The organism is Variovorax sp. GW823-FHT04B03 (assembly GCF_058796495.1).
In genome coordinates, this window is record NZ_JBXAIT010000005.1 from 209,084 (window position 1) to 223,901 (window position 14,818).

A 14,818-nucleotide genomic window follows, 5' to 3' on the forward strand; every position below is an offset into this window, starting at 1 on the left:
CAACGGGCCATCGCTTCGCTCGGCCAGTGGGCCGCAGCAGGCGCTGCGCGCCTGCTGCGGCGGGGATTGGTAGTGGCGTTGGTCGTTGCGTGAGCCGCTGGCGTGTGCGCTCATGCAGATGCAGATGTTCCTGCGAGCACCAGCGCCAGCATGAGTGCGGGCGGATGCGAGCACGAGCACGAGCACGAGCACGAGCACGAGCACGAGCACAGTCGTGGCATCCGGCTGTTGGAAGTTCCCAGGCCGAGCGAAGCGACGGCCCGCCCGGTGTCGAAGCCCCTCTGGCTGCGCCGAGGAGCGCAGCGTTTCGCGGATCAGGGCTCGCAGCTGTTTGAGCGAAGCGAGTTCTGCGAGACCCCGCGAAACGCGAGCACCGCAGGTTGCCCGTAGCGAAGCGAAGGGACGCAGACAGTGGGGTCGCCTTTCTTTGCTTACTTTCTTTGGCGAAGCAAAGAAAGTGAGTCGCCCGCCGGGGCGAGTCCCGGCCTCGGGAAGCAAAACGACCACCACCCCAAGTCACCCAAAACAACTACATTGCACACAATTGAATTGCGAACTACAATTCCACCCATGCCAACGAAACCCAACACAGACGACCTGCTCAAGCTAGACAACCAGCTCTGCTTCGCCGTCTACTCCGCCTCCTTGGCAATGACCCGCCTCTACAAGCCGTTGCTAGAAAAACTCCAGCTCACCTACCCTCAATACTTGGTGATGCTCGCCCTCTGGGAGCAAGACGGCCCCACCGTCTCCGCCCTCGGCGAGCGTCTCTCTCTAGATTCCGGCACCCTCACCCCGCTGCTAAAACGCCTCGAAGCCAACGGCTACGTAGCCCGAGTCCGCGACGTAGCAGACGAGCGTCGCGTCCACATCACGCTCACCACCGCAGGCCGCAAACTCAAGTCCCGTGCCGCCAACGTCCCCGAATGCCTCATGGCCGCCGCCGAATGCTCCGTCCCCGAGCTGATCGCCCTCACGCAACAGATCCAGACCCTGCGCGACCGCATCCGCAAAGCCGCCTGACACACAACCCATCCAGAGTTCTCCCCGGCTTCGTGAGAAGAAGCCCTTTCATCACCACTCCCCTGACCAAAGGAAATCACCATGACCACCAAGCTCGACAAAGTTCTCTACACCGCAGAAGCCCACACCGTCGGCGGCCGTGACGGCGCCGGCAAGTCCAGCGATGGCGCCATCGACGTCAAGCTGAGCTCGCCCGGCTCGGGCAAGCCCGGCACCAACCCCGAGCAGCTGTTCGCGGTCGGCTACGCCGCCTGCTTCATCGGCGCCATGAAGGCCGTCGGCCCGAAGATCAGCGTCAAGGTGCCGGAAGAAGTCGCCATCGACTCCAAGGTTTCCCTCGGCCCGACGAACGGCGGCGCGGCCTACGGCATCTCGGTGCAACTGGCGATCTCGCTGCCCGGCCTCGACGACGCACAGAAGAAGCTGCTGGTCGACACCGCCCACCAGGTCTGCCCGTACTCGAACGCCACCCGCGGCAACATCGACGTGGAACTGACCATCGTCTGATTCCGCTCTGACGGTTTCGTGAAACAAAGCGCCCCGGCCACAAGCCCGGGCGCTTTTTTCATGTCTGTCTCACGGGTGACGCCGAAACGCACGCCGAGATAGCGCCTTTCACCAAGCTTGGCTAATGTGGCCGCACGTCTCGCCCGTCCCGCCACCCGTCTTCAACACACATCCGTGGAGATCGACCCCATGAGCACCACCCACCTCCTGATCCGCAAAGACCAGCTGGCCACCACGCGCCTGCACACCGACACCACCGACCGGCCGCTGGCCGACGGCCAGGTGCGCGTGCGCATCGACAGCTTTGCGCTCACCTCCAACAACATCACCTACGCCGCCTTCGGCGATGCGATGAGCTACTGGCAGTTCTTTCCCTCCGAGGAAGAAGGCTGGGGCAGCATCCCGGTGTGGGGCTTCGCCAGCGTGGTGCAGTCGCAGCACCCGGGCGTGGCCGTGGGCGAACGGATCTACGGCTACTGGCCGATGTCCACGAGCGCGGTGCTCAGCCCCGACCGGCTCTCGCCGTCGCGCTTCACCGACGCGGCGCCGCACCGCGCCGAGCTGCCCGCGGTCTACAACCAGTACTTCCGCTGCAACGCCGACCCGCTGTACACCACCGACACCGAAGACCTGCAGGCGCTGCTGCGCCCGCTGTTCATCACCTCGTGGCTCATCGACGACTTCATGGCCGACAACGACTTCTTCGGCGCCACCACCATGCTGCTGTCGAGCGCCTCGAGCAAGACAGCCTACGGCACGGCCTTCCAGCTGCACCAGCGCGACGGCATCGAGGTGGTCGGCCTCACCTCGCCCGCCAACGTGGCGTTCTGCCAGAGCCTGGGCTGCTACGACCGCGTGGTGACCTACGACGCGCTGGACACCATCGCGGCCGACACGCCCTGCGTGTACATCGACTTCGCCGGCAACGGCGAGCTGCGCACCGCGATCCACGAGCGCTTCACCAACCTCAAGTACAGCAGCTCGATCGGCGGCACGCACGTGGAGCAGCTCGCCGCCAAGGGCGCGGGCAAGAGCCTGACCGGCCCGCGCGCCACGCTGTTCTTCGCGCCGGCGCAGATCAAGAAGCGCACCACCGAATGGGGCGCCGACGAGTTCGGGCGGCGCATGGTAGCCGCGTGGCACCGCTTCCTGGCCACCGTGACCGACGCCAGCAACCCCTGGCTGCACACCGAGCACCACCACGGCGGCGAGGCGGTGCAGGCCGCCTACGCGCAGGTGCTGGCCGGCAAGGGCGACCCGCGCACGGGCCATATCCTTTCGCTTTACAAACAAGCGGGCGCTCGCTGACCCGCACGGGGCCCATGTGGCGACAATCGCCGCATGACCCCTTCTTCTGTCGCGCCCGCGAACACCCATCCTTACGAGAGCCTCACGCCCGACGTGGTGCTCGACGCGCTCGCGACACTCGGCCTGCACGGCGACGGCCGCCTCACCGGCCTGAACTCCTATGAAAACCGGGTCTACCAGGTCTACCTGGAAGACCCGAACCCCCATCCTGCGGTGGTGCTCAAGTTCTACCGCCCCGGCCGCTGGAGCGAGGCCGAGATCCTCGAAGAGCACGCCTTCTCGCTCGAACTGGCCGCCGGCGAGGTGCCGGCCGTGCCGCCGCTGGCCTTCGACGGCAAGACGCTGCACCACCACGCCGGCTTTGCCTTCAGCGTGAGCCCCTACCGCGGCGGCCGCGCGCCCGAGCTGGACAACTTCGAGGTGCTCGAATGGGTGGGCCGCTTCCTGGCGCGCATCCACACGGTGGGCAGCGTCAAGCCCTTCGAGGCCCGCCCCGCGCTCGACCTGCAGACCTTCGGGCTGGACTCGCGCGACTGGCTGCTCGAGAACGACAAGATCCCGCTGGACATGCAGCGCGACTGGGAAAAGATCTGCAACGAGGCGCTGGACATGGTCCGCGCCACCGCCCTGGCGCTGCAGCCGCCGGCCTCCGACTTCAAGCCCCGCAAGCTGCGCCTGCACGGCGACGTGCACCCCGGCAACATCCTGTGGACGCCCACCGACCGCCCCGGCGGTGGCCCGCACTTCGTCGACCTGGACGACGCGCGCACGGGCTTCGCGGTGCAAGACCTGTGGATGCTGCTGTCGGGCGACCGCGCGCAGCGCACGGCGCAGCTGTCGGGCCTGCTCGACGGCTACGAGCAGTTCCGCGAATTCGACCGCCGCGAGCTGGCGCTCATCGAGCCGCTGCGCACGCTGCGGCTCATCCACTACAGCGCCTGGCTGGCACGCCGCTGGGAAGACCCGATCTTCCCGATCAACTTCCCGTGGTTCGGCTCCAGCGACTACTGGAAGGGCCAGATCCTCGTGCTGGAAGACCAGTGCGAGCAGATGGCCGAAGAGCCCCTGTACGCGTGATCACCCGGCGGCGTTCGCGGCCAGGCTCTGCGCCACGCCTTCGAGCAGCCGCTCGACCAGCACATTGACCGGCCCGGTGCGCCACACGCCGTAGGCCTCCGACTGCGCCACCGCGCGGTCGAGCGGGCGGAACACCGCGCCGCGCAGCGCCGAGTGCCGCATCGCCTGCGGCACCAGCGCCACGCCCATGCCCTGCGACACCAGCGACACCACGGCCAGCCAGTGCCGCACCTCGTGGCGCACCTCGGGCAGGAAGCCCGCGTCGGCGCAGATCGACAGAATGCGCTCGTGGTAATCGGGTGAGGCCTCGCGAGAGAACAGCACGAAGGGCTGCGCGCGCAGGTCGGCCGGCGCCAGCACGCGCTTGCGCGCCAGCGCATGGCCCGCGGGCAGGCAGGCCACGAAGGGCTCCGACAGCAGCAGCCGGTGCTGCAGCTCGGCCGGCATGCGGCTGGTGTGGACAAAGCCCAGGTCGAGCCGGTCGTGCAGCAGCTCGGCGATCTGCACGCCGGAGTTGAGTTCGCTCAGCGTGATGCGCACCGCCGGATGCCGCGCCTGGAACGCGCGCAGCGCGGGCGGCAGGCCGCGGTAGAGCATGGCGCCGACGAAGCCGATGCGCAGCCGGCCTGCCGAACCGGTGGCCACGTCACGCGCCTCCAGTGCGGCCTCTTCGGCCTGCAGCAGCACGCGCCGCGCCGACACGCGCAGCGCCTCGCCCGCCGGCGTGAGCCGCACTTCCTTGCTGTTGCGCTCGAACAGGCGCGCGCCCACCGAGTCTTCGAGCTGGCGGATCGCCACCGACAGCGGCGGCTGCGAAATGGCCAGCCGCCGCGCGGCGCGCCCGAAGTGCAGCTCTTCGGCGAGCACGGAGAAGTAGCGCAGGTGCCGCAGTTCCATGAATAGTTAGATCAAATCGTACAAGACCAAATCAATATTAGACACGGATCGTTGCCAACTCAACAATGCGGCGAACCAGGAGACGCCCGCATGCCTACATCCGCAGCCACAGCCGCCGCGCACCAGACCGCGCACCCGATCCCCGATCGCCACGGCCAGAACCTCTTCACCACCGACACCGAGCTGCACACGCTGCTCGCGCTGTACCTGCCCGAGGCCCTGCGCACCCACATGCGCCCGCACTTCGAGCGCCTGGGCGGCCTGGCGGGCGGCCTGCTGGACGACCTGGCCGGCACCGCCGACCGCAACCCGCCCACGCTGAAGCAGCGCACGCGCACCGGCATCGACGAGCAGAAGGTCATCAAGCACCCGGCCTATGTCGAGATGGAGCGCCTGGCGCTCAGCGAATTCGGCCTGGCCGCCATCTCGCACCGCGACGAGACGCTGGGCTGGAGCGGCAAGATGCCACCGCTGGTCAAGTACGTGCTGACCTACCTGTTCGTGCAGGCCGAGTTCGGCCTGTGCTGCCCGGTCTCGATGACCGACTCGCTCACGCGCACGCTGAAGAAGTTCGGCGCGCCCGAGCTGGTCGCCAAGTACCTGCCGCGCCTGACCTCGCTCGACTTCGACGAGCTCGCGCAGGGCGCGATGTTCATGACCGAGCAGGCCGCCGGCTCCGACATCGCTGCCACCGCCACCACCGCGCAGCGCCAGGCCGACGGCAGCTGGCGCCTGGCCGGCGACAAGTGGTTCTGCTCCAACCCCGACGCCGGCTTTGCGATGGTGCTGGCGCGCGCCGACGACGCGCCCGCGGGCATGAAGGGCGTGTCGCTGTTCCTGCTGCCGCGCGAGCTCGACGACGGCAGCCTCAACCACTACCGCATCATCCGCCTCAAGGACAAGCTGGGCACGCGCTCGATGGCCAGCGGCGAGATCCGCCTCGAAGGCGCGGTGGCCTACCTCGTGGGCGAGGAAGGCCGCGGCTTCCAGCAGATGGCCGACATGGTCAACAACTCGCGCCTGTCGAACGGCGTGCGCTCCGCCGGCCTGATGCGCCGCGCGGTGGCCGAGGCCGAGTACATCGCCTCCGAGCGCCGCGCCTTCGGCCGCGCGCTCGAGCAGATGCCGCTGATGCAGCGCCAGCTCGACAAGCTGCGCGTGCCGTCCGAGCAGGCCCGCACCATGGTCTGCCAGACCGCGCAGGCGCTCGCGCGCTCCGACGCCGGCGAGCCCGATGCGTACGCGCTGCTGCGCATCCTCACGCCGCTCATCAAGTTCCGCGCCTGCCGCGATGCGCGCCAGGTCACGGGCGACGCGATGGAAGTGCGCGGCGGCTGCGGCTACATCGAAGAGTGGAGCGACCCGCGCCTCGTGCGCGACGCGCACCTGGGCTCGATCTGGGAAGGCACCAGCAACATCGTGGCGCTGGACGTGATCCGCGCCGTGAAGCGCGAAGGCTCGCTGCCCGTGCTGCGCGCGCACGTCGAGTCACTGATCAGCAACGCCACCGAACTCACACCGGCCTTCGCCGCCGCGCTGCGCGACACCATGGCGCGCGCCTGCGCCCTGGCCGAGACCGCCGCGCGCGAAGGCGGCGACGTGCTCGCGCGCCAGGCCGCCTCGGCGCTGTACCACTGCACCAGCGCCGCCGCGATGGCCTGGGAGGCCTCGGCCGGCGGCTCCGCCGCGCGCCTGCGCTGGGCCCAGCTGGTGCTGCTGCACCGCGTGCTGCCGCGCGACCCGCTGGCACCCGACGCACTGCCCGCCGACTGGCACGCCGCGCTCGTGCGCACGGCCGCCTGAGCCCCTTTTCGAGAACAACGGAGACAAGACCCCATGCGACAACGACTCAGCCTCCTCCTGGGCACCGCCTGCGCCGCGCTGCTGCTGGCAGCCACGCCCGCCGCGCAGGCCCAGCCCGGCGCCTTCCCGACCAAGCCCATGACGCTGGTCGTGCCCTTCCCGCCCGGCGGCCCGACCGACGCGATGGCGCGCACGCTCGCCGCCGAGCTGCGCGACAAACTCGGCCAGCCCATGATCGTGGAGAACCGCGCGGGCGCGGGCGGCAACATCGGTGCCGACTACGTGGCACGCGCCGAGGCCGACGGCCACACGCTGCTGTTCGGCACCTCGGGCCCGCTGGCCATCAACGTGAGCCTGTACCGCAAGATCAGCTACGACCCGACGAAGAGCTTCGCGCCCGTGATCCAGGTCGGCTACCTGCCGAACATCCTGGTGGTGAACCCGGCCCTGCCGGTGAAGAACGTGGCCGAGCTGGTCGCCTACGCCAAGGCCAACCCGGGCAAGCTCAGCTACGCCTCGTCGGGCAACGGCGCCTCGTCGCACCTGGCGGGCGTGCTGTTCAACTCGGTGGCCGGCACCGACCTGCTGCACGTGCCCTACAAGGGCACGGGCCCGGCCCTCAACGACCTGCTGGGCAACCAGGTCAGCATGACCTTCACCGACATCCTCACCGCGCTGCCCTATGTCAAGGCCGGCAAGCTGCGCGCGCTGGGCGTGGCCACCTCGGCCCGCTCGCAGGCGCTGCCCGAGGTGCCCACCATCACCGAGCAGCTGCACAAGCCCTACGACGTGAGCGTGTTCTTCGGCATCGTCGCGCCGGCCGGCACGCCGGCCGACCGCGTGACCAAACTCAACCACGCGTTCGCCGAGGTGCTCAACTCGCCGAAGGTCAAGCAGATGTTCGCCGCGCAGGGCCTGGAAGCCACGGCGGACACCTCGCCGCAGAAGCTCGCGCAGTTCATCGGCAGCGAAACGGCCAAGTGGAAGGACGTGGTGAAGAAGTCCGGCGCGCAGCTCGACTGACCGCCACGACACACAAGAAAACAAGGAGACAAGAAGATGAAGACGCAACGGCTGTCACGCCTGCTCGCCCTCGCCGCGCTGTTCACCGCAGCCGGCGCCGCCACCGCAGAGACCTACCCGCAACGCCCCGTCACGCTGATCGTTCCGTATGCCGCGGGCGGTCCCACCGACCAGCACCTGCGCGCCGTGGCAGAAGAAGCCGGCAAGGCCCTCGGCCAGCCCGTGGTGCTCGACAACCGCCCCGGCGCGAGCGGCACCAACGGCGCCGCCGCGCTGGTGCGCGCCGCACCCGACGGCTATACGCTGGCCGTGCTGCCGGCCTCGGTGTACCGCGAGCCCTTCATCAACAAGGTGGCCTTCGACCCCGCGCGCAGCTTCTCGTACGTGGTGATGCTGTCCGACTACACCTTCGGCCTTGCCGTGAAGGCCGACGCGCCGTGGAAGACCTGGCAGGACTTCGCGGCCGATGCCGCGCGCCGCCCGGGCAAGCTCAACGTGGGCGCCACCGGCGCGGTGGGCACGCCGCGCATCGTGATGGACGAAGCCGCCGAGATGGCGAAGGTCCAGCTCAACATGGTGCCCTTCAAGGGCGACGCCGAAGTGACCAACGCCATCCTCGGCGGCCACATCGACGCCGCGCCGCTCTCGGGCGTGGCCGTGCCGCACATCGACGCGGGCAAGATGCGCTACCTCGTGATGCTCACGCCGCAACGCGTCAAGCGCTACCCGCAGGTGCCCACGCTGCGCGAACAGGGCGTGGACGCGGTCATCGATTCGCCCTACGGCATCGCCGGCCCCGCCGGCATGGACCCGGCGCGCGTGAAGACCGTGCACGACGCCTTCCGCAAGGCGCTGGCATCGCCCGCCGGCCTGCGCGTGCTGGAGCAGCTGAACCAGCAGACCAACGCGATGGACCCCGAGCAGTACCGCCGCTACGCGCTGGCCACGACCGCGCGCGAGAAGGAACGCGTGGCGCGCCTGCGCCAGCGCGGCCTGCTCGACTGACCCCCCACGCACACCATGTCGGACACCGCTTTCGTCGACGAACCACCGGGCGTGCTGTTCGGCCTGCCCATGCCGATGGCCCGCGCCTTCGCGCTGCGCGGCGAGGCCATCGGCGACGAGCGCGCGCGCGTGCGCATGCCCTACAGCGCGGACCACACCAACAGCCGCGGCGACGTGCACGGCGGCGCGATCGCCGTGCTGTTCGACTGCGCGCTCTCCAGCGCCGTGCGTTCGCACGCGCCCACGGCCTTCGGCGTGGTCACCGTCGACATCACGGTGCACTACACCGCGCCCTGCGCCGGCGACGTGATCGCCACCGCCGTGTGCGAACGGCGCGGCCGTGCGATGTGCTTCGCGCGCGGCGAGGCGCGCAACGCCGACGGCGAGCTGCTCGCGCTGGCCACCGGCACCTTCAAGCTGGTGCCGCGCACCGCTCCCTCTTCTTCCGAGTCCACCCCATGACCACCGCCCCTTCTTCGACCGGCGCCCTCGCGGGCATCCGCGTGCTCGACATCTCGCGCATCCTCGGCGGCCCGTACTGCGGCCAGATCCTCGGCGACCACGGCGCCGACGTGCTCAAGGTCGAGCCGCCGCAGGGCGACGACACGCGCACCTGGGGCCCGCCCTTCAAGGAAGGCGTGGCCTCGTACTACCACGGGCTGAACCGCAACAAGCGCGTGCAGCACCTGGACTTCTCGACCGAGGAAGGCCGCGAGGCGCTGCTGGCGCTCGTGGCCGAGGCCGACGTGCTGATCGAGAACTTCAAGACCGGCACGATGGAGCGCTGGGGCATCGGCTACGAGACGCTGTCGCAGCGCTTTCCGCGCCTCGTGTGGTGCCGCGTGTCGGGCTTCGGCGCCGACGGCCCGCTGGGCGCACTGCCGGGCTACGACGCCGCCGTGCAGGCCATGACCGGCATCATGAGCATCAACGGCGAGGCCGACGGCGGCCCGCTGCGCGTGGGCCTGCCGGTGGTCGACATGGTGACGGGACTCAACGCGGTGATCGGCGTGCTGCTCGCGCTGCAAGAGCGCAACCGCAGCGGACGCGGCCAGTTCGTGGAGGCGGCGCTGTACGACAGCGGCCTGTCGCTGCTGCACCCGCACGCGGCCAACTGGTTCATGGACGGCACGGCGCCGCGCCGCACCGGCAACGCGCACCCCAACATCTACCCCTACGACGCGCTGGCCACGGGCACCGACCCGATCTTCGTGGCCGTGGGCAACGACCGCCAGTTCGCGAGCTTCTGCCGCTGCATCGGCCTGCCCGCGCTGGCCGACGACCCGCTGTACCGCACCGCCGGCGCGCGCTCGGTGAACCGCGACGGCCTCAAGCAGCAGCTCGAAGCCGCGCTCGCTGCCTTCGACGGCCGCACGCTGGTCGACCAGCTGATGGCCGCCGGCGTGCCCGCCGCGCCCGTGCTGCCGGTGGCGGCCGCGCTGCAGCACCCGCACACGCTGCACCGCGAGATGGTGGTGGAGATGGAAGGCGGCTACCGCGGCATCGGCGCGCCCGTGAAGCTCAGCCGCACGCCGGCCAGCTACCGCCATGCGCCGCTGACGCCGGGCGACGCATTCCTGCCCAACGACGACGCTGCACGCTGACCTGCAGGTCGCTCAGTCGAGCGAGAGCTTGAGCGCGCGGATCAGCGGATGCCAGCGCGCCGACTCGCGCGCCAGCAGCGTTTCGAATTCGGCCGGCGTGCCGCCCACCGGCTCGACGCCGGCCTCGGCGAGGCGGCGCTGCACCACCGGGTTGTGCAGGGCGCTGGCCACCGCGCGCTGCAGCCGCGCCACTACCTCGGGCGGCGTGCCCGCCGGTACCACGAGGCCATGAAAGATCGCGGCCTCGACCTTCGGCAGGCCCAGTTCCGCGAAGGTCGGCACGCCCGGCCATTGCGCCAGGCGCGCGGGGTTCGCCACCGCCAGCACGCGCAGCCGGCCGCCCTGGATGAAGCGGCGCGCCGTGGCGAGTTCGCCCATCGCGAACGGCAACTGGCCACCCGCCACCTCGACCAGCGCCGGCCCGGCGCTGCGGTACGGCACATGCACCATCTCCAGCCCGGCCTCGCGCGCCAGCAATTCCATCGCGAGGTGCTGCGCGCTGCCGTTGCCGGCCGAGGCAAAACTGAAGCGGCCCGGAAAGGCGCGCGCGTCCTCGATGAAGGCACGCGCATCGCGCACGCCGCTGGCCGGGCCGACCAGCAGCACCATCGGCAGCCGCACCAGCTGCGTGACCGGCGTGAAATCGCGCGACGGGCTGTAGCTCAGGCTGCGGTACAGCGCCGGGTTGAACACCCACATGCCGTTGTCGGCCGACAGCACGGTGTGGCCGTCGGCCGGCGCGCGCGCGGCCTCGAGGGCGGCGAGCGCGGTGTTGCCGCCGGGCCGGTTCTCGATCTGCACTGGCTGGCCCGTGTCGATGGTGAGCTGGGCGCCGATGGCGCGCGCGACGACGTCGGCGATCGCGCCCGTGGGGAAGGGCACGATCCAGCGGATCGGGCGCGCAGTGTCGTCGGGCTGCTGTGCCCAGGCCGTGCCCGCCACCAGACCCACCAGACCCAGCGATGCGGCCAGCCGCCGTCGTGTCAGGTCCGGCGGGCGCGTCGTCACGGGGCGGCCCGGCTGGTCTTCAGGCCCTGCCCCGCGGCCCAGGTCGACACGTCCTCGCGCTTGATGGCCGCGGCCATGAGGCCCGGGAACGCATCGGGCGTGCAGGCGAACGAGGGCACGCCCAGCGCCGCGAGCTTGGCGGCCAGGTCGCGGTCGTACGAGGGCGCGCCTTCGTCGCTGAGCGCCAGCAGCGCGATGAACTGCACGCCGGCCTCCACCAGCTGGTGGGCGCGGCGCAGCAGGCCGTCTTCCACGCCGCCTTCGTACAGGTCGGAGATGAGGATCAGGATGGTGTTGCGCGGCTCGCGCACCAGCGTCTGGCAGTAGCCCACGGCGCCGTTGATGTCGGTGCCGCCGCCCAGCTGCACGCCGAACAGCAGGTCGACCGGGTCCTGCAGCTGCTCGGTCATGTCGACCACGGCGGTGTCGAACACCACCAGCTTCGTCGACACCGCCGGCAGGCTCGCCATCACCGCGCCGAAGATGCTCGAATAGACCACCGACGCGGCCATGGAGCCGCTCTGGTCGATGCACAGGATCACTTCGCGCTGCGGCTGGCGCGCCTTGCGCCCGTAGCCCACCAGCGTCTGCGGCACCACGGTGCGGTACTCGGGCTGCCAGTGGCGCAGGTTGGCGCGGATGGTGCGGTGCCAGTCGATCTCCGAATGGCGCGGACGGCGGTTGCGCTGGCTGCGGTTGAGCGCGCCGCTCACGGCGCTGCGCATCGGCTCCTCGAGCTTCTTCATGAGCTCGTCGACCACCTTGCGCACCACGGCGCGCGCCGTGTCCTTGGTGCCGGCCGGGATCACGCTCGCGAGCGCCACGAGGTTGGCCACCAGGTGCACGTCGGGCTGCGCGTTCTCGAGCATCTCGGGCTGCAGCAGCATCTGGCGCAGGTTCAGGCGCTCCATCGCGTCGCGCTGCATCACCTGCACCACCTGGCTCGGAAAGTACTTGCGGATGTCGCCGAGCCAGCGCGCCACGCTGGGCGCCGAATCGCCCCGGCCACCGCGCTGCCCGCCCTGGCCCAGGCCGCGCCGGCCGTCGGCTTCGTAGAGCGCGGCCAGCGCCTGGTCGATCTCGCGCACGCGGCCTTCGATGGCGCCGCAACTCGCGTTGGCCTCGCTGCCGAGCACGAGGCGCCAGCGCTGCAGGCGGTCGGTGGGCGGCAGGGTTTGTTCTTCGTCGATGGGTGTTGGATTCGCGCTCATGCCTTCACTCCCAGCAGTTCCCGCAGCAGCGGCAGCGCGAGCACCGCGCGTGATTCGTCCCAGTCGGTGGCGGCCACGGCGGACGGCAGCGTGCCGCCGACGGCGCCGCGCTTGGCGCGTTCGCCGAGCGCGCGCCGGTCGGCGCCCGAGAAGTCCGCGAAGCTGCGCCGCACCAGCGGCAGCACCTGCACGAAGTGGTCTTCGCCGAGCCCCGCGAGCCAGCCGTCGACCAGCGACCACACGGCATCGTCGTGCAGCAGCACCATCGCGTTGCGGTTGAGAAAGCCTTCGAGCCAGGCCGCCGCATCGGTGGGCGGCGCGCCGGCCGAGAGGTTGCGCGCGAGTTGCTGCGAAGCGCCGTCGCTGTCGATCTGCGCGTCGTCGAGCAGCAAGCGGCAGCTCACGCCGCGCAGCAGCGGCGCGCCGGTTTCGCCGAAGGCGATGGCACGCAGGGCGTTGCGCCAAGCGGTGGTCGTTTCTTCGCCGTCGCGCAGGCGCACCGCGTCGTGTGCGCCGATGAGGCGGGTGCGCAGCGACTCGGCGGCTTCGGCGTCGAGCGCGCCGCAGGCGATCGGCAGGCCGATGGCGCCGCGCACGATGAGGCTGTCGAGCACGTGCGAGAGCAGCGCGCTGTCGGTCTGGCGCACGCTGCCGTAGCGGAACACGTTGGCCAGCGGCGGCACGGCGCCGATGAGCTGCACGGCGTCGCCGGTGAGCGCGGCGCGGTCTTCGAGCGCGCGGGTCACGGCCTGCACGGCCACGGGCAGGTCGGCCAGCAGCACGGTGTCGACCTGCTCGGCCAGTGCGGTGAGCGAGGTCTCGGCCGCGAGCCCTTCCATCACGCGCGCGCTGGCGGCATGCGCCACGGTGGCGCCGAAGCGGCTGGCCTCGATGACGCGCAGCGCGAACTCGGGCTGCCACTGCAGCTGCCACACCTCGTGGAAGGTGCCGCGGCTCGCGCGCTGGCCGGCGGTGACCTCGCCCCACGGCAGGTCGAGCAGGCGCAGGCGGTGCAGCAGGTGGCTGCGTGCCAGGTCGTTGGGCTGGCGCAGGTCGAGGTCGAGCGTCTTGGCGGTGGCCTCGGGCTTGAGGCGCAGGCTTTTTTGCGCCTGTTCGAGGTCGCGCTGCAGCGGCACGGTGGGCACGTCGGCCGGCACCTGGCCCATGCGGTCGCCGACCGTGAGGCGTTCGCGGATGAGCGTGAGCGGCGCCTGCTCGCCCATGCAGATCACGCTGCGCACGGCCTCGTCGAGCTCGGGCAGGCCGGGCGCGGGGCGCTCGCGCAATGCAGCCAGCGTGTCGGCCAGGCGCGTGGCCTCGATGAGGTGGGCGGAGGAGCAGTCGAGGTCGTGCTCGCGCAGCAGGCGCGCGACGCGGGCGAGCCAGCCGGTGCTGCGGCCCGCCACTTCGTGCCCCTGCTGCCACAGGTGCTCGTACCAGCCCGGCGAATCGATGCCGGCGCCGTAGCCGCTGGCGCTCGTGAGGTGCCGGTAGGTCCACGGCACCCAGGTCGCGAGCACCTTGAGCTTGGGCAGGCCCTTGAGCAGCGCCGCATCGGCCTTGGCGGTGGCCGCGCCCTGCAGCGCGGGCACGTGCCAGGCACCGCACACGACGGCGATGCGCTGGTGGCCGGCCTTGACGGCCTCGCGGATCGATTGCCGCATGAAGGCTTCGCGTCGCTGCTCGCGTTCCATCGCGCGCACGCCGCGCCGATCTTCGGGCGTTTCGGCGCGCACGGCGGTCATGGCCTCGGCGATGGCGCCGAACAGGTCTTCGCCGTCGCCGCGTTCCTCGACCATGTGGTTCCACCAGCTCTCGCCGTCGGCATAGCCGGCGGCATGGGCGAGCCAGTCGAAGGGGTCGTCGGGCAGCGTGTGCGCGGCCTGTTCTTCCTCGGGGGCTTCGACCGTTTCGGCGACGGGCACCGTGTCGGTCTCGTCATCGCCGAGCGGTGTGTCGACAGGTTCTGCGGCCTTGGCCTCGTCGGCCGCGCGCGCGGCCTGCTCGATGGCCATGCGGTGCGCCTGCGGCAGGTCGATGAAGCGCGTGGGCACGCCGCGCGCGGCGCCCCACTGCAGCGCCTGCCACTCGGGCGAGAAGGTGGCGAAGGGATAGAACGCGGCCAGGCCGGTGTCCTCGCTCGCGTGGATCAGCACCGCGACCGGCGGTTGCAGGTCGGCATGCGCCAGGAAGGACAGCAGCGGCTCGGCCTCGGGCGGGCCCTCGACGAGGATGCAGTCGGGCTGCAGCGACTCGAAGGCGCGCAACAGGCTGCGCGCACAGCCGGGGCCGTGGTGGCGGATGCCGAAATAGTGCAGCGGCGAAGGCGCCGCGCTCGTGCTCATGCGCCGG

Annotated in this window: 13 protein-coding genes; 9 read left to right on the forward strand and 4 right to left on the reverse strand. The window is 70.7% G+C overall.

Annotation, left to right across the window (positions count from 1 at the left end; translation table 11 throughout):
* The first annotated feature begins 570 nt into the window (after positions 1 to 570).
* From AC1RAD_RS21980 to AC1RAD_RS21995, 4 genes are all read left to right on the forward strand, one after another.
* Complete coding sequence (locus AC1RAD_RS21980; RefSeq protein ID WP_095950280.1) at positions 571 to 1,023, forward strand: MarR family winged helix-turn-helix transcriptional regulator; 453 nt, start codon at positions 571 to 573, stop codon at positions 1,021 to 1,023.
* Between the two features lie 81 nt (positions 1,024 to 1,104).
* Positions 1,105 to 1,530 (forward strand): organic hydroperoxide resistance protein, encoded by a 426-nt coding sequence (locus tag AC1RAD_RS21985; protein WP_062481095.1) that lies wholly within the window; start codon positions 1,105 to 1,107, stop codon positions 1,528 to 1,530.
* A 189-nt stretch (positions 1,531 to 1,719) separates the two neighbouring features.
* Positions 1,720 to 2,838 (forward strand): DUF2855 family protein, encoded by a 1,119-nt coding sequence (locus tag AC1RAD_RS21990; RefSeq protein WP_492737170.1) that lies wholly within the window; start codon positions 1,720 to 1,722, stop codon positions 2,836 to 2,838.
* Positions 2,839 to 2,871: 33 nt separating this feature from the next.
* Positions 2,872 to 3,915, forward strand: a complete 1,044-nt coding sequence (locus AC1RAD_RS21995) for a serine/threonine protein kinase (RefSeq protein WP_492737172.1) — start codon at positions 2,872 to 2,874, stop codon at positions 3,913 to 3,915.
* On the opposite strand, the gene AC1RAD_RS22000 is transcribed toward AC1RAD_RS21995, so the two are convergent.
* The gene (locus tag AC1RAD_RS22000; RefSeq protein ID WP_492737174.1) at positions 3,916 to 4,812 is read right to left on the reverse strand and encodes a LysR family transcriptional regulator; all 897 of its coding nucleotides are present in this window, start codon (positions 4,810 to 4,812) and stop codon (positions 3,916 to 3,918) included.
* Between the two features lie 90 nt (positions 4,813 to 4,902).
* Between AC1RAD_RS22000 and AC1RAD_RS22005 the strand changes: the two genes are divergently transcribed.
* The 5 genes from AC1RAD_RS22005 to AC1RAD_RS22025 are packed head-to-tail and all read left to right on the forward strand — an operon-like array spanning position 4,903 to position 10,247.
* Positions 4,903 to 6,615, forward strand: coding sequence for an acyl-CoA dehydrogenase family protein (locus tag AC1RAD_RS22005; protein ID WP_492737176.1), 1,713 nt, complete (start codon positions 4,903 to 4,905; stop codon positions 6,613 to 6,615).
* Between the two features lie 33 nt (positions 6,616 to 6,648).
* Entirely contained in the window at positions 6,649 to 7,638 is a 990-nt protein-coding gene (locus tag AC1RAD_RS22010) for a Bug family tripartite tricarboxylate transporter substrate binding protein (RefSeq protein WP_390348099.1), read from the forward strand.
* 36 nt (positions 7,639 to 7,674) lie between these two features.
* Positions 7,675 to 8,643: a tripartite tricarboxylate transporter substrate binding protein gene (locus AC1RAD_RS22015; protein WP_492737178.1), complete on the forward strand. Its 969-nt coding sequence runs from the start codon at positions 7,675 to 7,677 to the stop codon at positions 8,641 to 8,643.
* A 15-nt stretch (positions 8,644 to 8,658) separates the two neighbouring features.
* Positions 8,659 to 9,105 carry a PaaI family thioesterase gene (locus AC1RAD_RS22020; protein ID WP_082818305.1) on the forward strand — a complete coding sequence of 149 codons (447 nt, stop codon included), beginning with the start codon at positions 8,659 to 8,661 and terminating at the stop codon, positions 9,103 to 9,105.
* Positions 9,102 to 10,247, forward strand: a complete 1,146-nt coding sequence (locus tag AC1RAD_RS22025; protein ID WP_492737180.1) for a CaiB/BaiF CoA transferase family protein — start codon at positions 9,102 to 9,104, stop codon at positions 10,245 to 10,247. Before AC1RAD_RS22020 ends, AC1RAD_RS22025 begins: the two co-directional genes overlap by 4 nt.
* A gap of 12 nt (positions 10,248 to 10,259) precedes the next feature.
* On the opposite strand, the gene AC1RAD_RS22030 is transcribed toward AC1RAD_RS22025, so the two are convergent.
* Genes AC1RAD_RS22030 through AC1RAD_RS22040 form a run of 3 tightly spaced genes read right to left on the reverse strand, consistent with a single transcriptional unit; the run spans position 10,260 to position 14,811 of the window.
* Positions 10,260 to 11,255, reverse strand: coding sequence for a Bug family tripartite tricarboxylate transporter substrate binding protein (locus AC1RAD_RS22030; RefSeq protein ID WP_492737182.1), 996 nt, complete (start codon positions 11,253 to 11,255; stop codon positions 10,260 to 10,262).
* Positions 11,252 to 12,466, reverse strand: coding sequence for a VWA domain-containing protein (locus tag AC1RAD_RS22035; RefSeq protein ID WP_070063047.1), 1,215 nt, complete (start codon positions 12,464 to 12,466; stop codon positions 11,252 to 11,254). Before AC1RAD_RS22035 ends, AC1RAD_RS22030 begins: the two co-directional genes overlap by 4 nt.
* On the reverse strand, positions 12,463 to 14,811 hold the full coding sequence (locus AC1RAD_RS22040; protein ID WP_492737184.1) for a DUF5682 family protein: 2,349 nt from the start codon (positions 14,809 to 14,811) through the stop codon (positions 12,463 to 12,465). Before AC1RAD_RS22040 ends, AC1RAD_RS22035 begins: the two co-directional genes overlap by 4 nt.
* Positions 14,812 to 14,818: the final 7 nt, after the last annotated feature.

Bases quoted from the DNA above. Each gene is read 5' to 3' on its own strand.
- AC1RAD_RS22020 (WP_082818305.1), top strand. From the start codon at position 8,659: ATGTCGGACACCGCTTTCGTCGACGAACCACCGGGCGTGCTGTTCGGC.
- AC1RAD_RS22015 (WP_492737178.1), top strand. From the start codon at position 7,675: ATGAAGACGCAACGGCTGTCACGCCTGCTCGCCCTCGCCGCGCTGTTC.
- AC1RAD_RS22025 (WP_492737180.1), top strand. From the start codon at position 9,102: ATGACCACCGCCCCTTCTTCGACCGGCGCCCTCGCGGGCATCCGCGTG.
- AC1RAD_RS21980 (WP_095950280.1), top strand. From the start codon at position 571: ATGCCAACGAAACCCAACACAGACGACCTGCTCAAGCTAGACAACCAG.
- AC1RAD_RS22040 (WP_492737184.1), bottom strand. From the start codon at position 14,811: ATGAGCACGAGCGCGGCGCCTTCGCCGCTGCACTATTTCGGCATCCGC.
- AC1RAD_RS22000 (WP_492737174.1), bottom strand. From the start codon at position 4,812: ATGGAACTGCGGCACCTGCGCTACTTCTCCGTGCTCGCCGAAGAGCTG.
- AC1RAD_RS21985 (WP_062481095.1), top strand. From the start codon at position 1,105: ATGACCACCAAGCTCGACAAAGTTCTCTACACCGCAGAAGCCCACACC.
- AC1RAD_RS22010 (WP_390348099.1), top strand. From the start codon at position 6,649: ATGCGACAACGACTCAGCCTCCTCCTGGGCACCGCCTGCGCCGCGCTG.
- AC1RAD_RS22035 (WP_070063047.1), bottom strand. From the start codon at position 12,466: ATGAGCGCGAATCCAACACCCATCGACGAAGAACAAACCCTGCCGCCC.
- AC1RAD_RS22005 (WP_492737176.1), top strand. From the start codon at position 4,903: ATGCCTACATCCGCAGCCACAGCCGCCGCGCACCAGACCGCGCACCCG.
- AC1RAD_RS21990 (WP_492737170.1), top strand. From the start codon at position 1,720: ATGAGCACCACCCACCTCCTGATCCGCAAAGACCAGCTGGCCACCACG.
- AC1RAD_RS21995 (WP_492737172.1), top strand. From the start codon at position 2,872: ATGACCCCTTCTTCTGTCGCGCCCGCGAACACCCATCCTTACGAGAGC.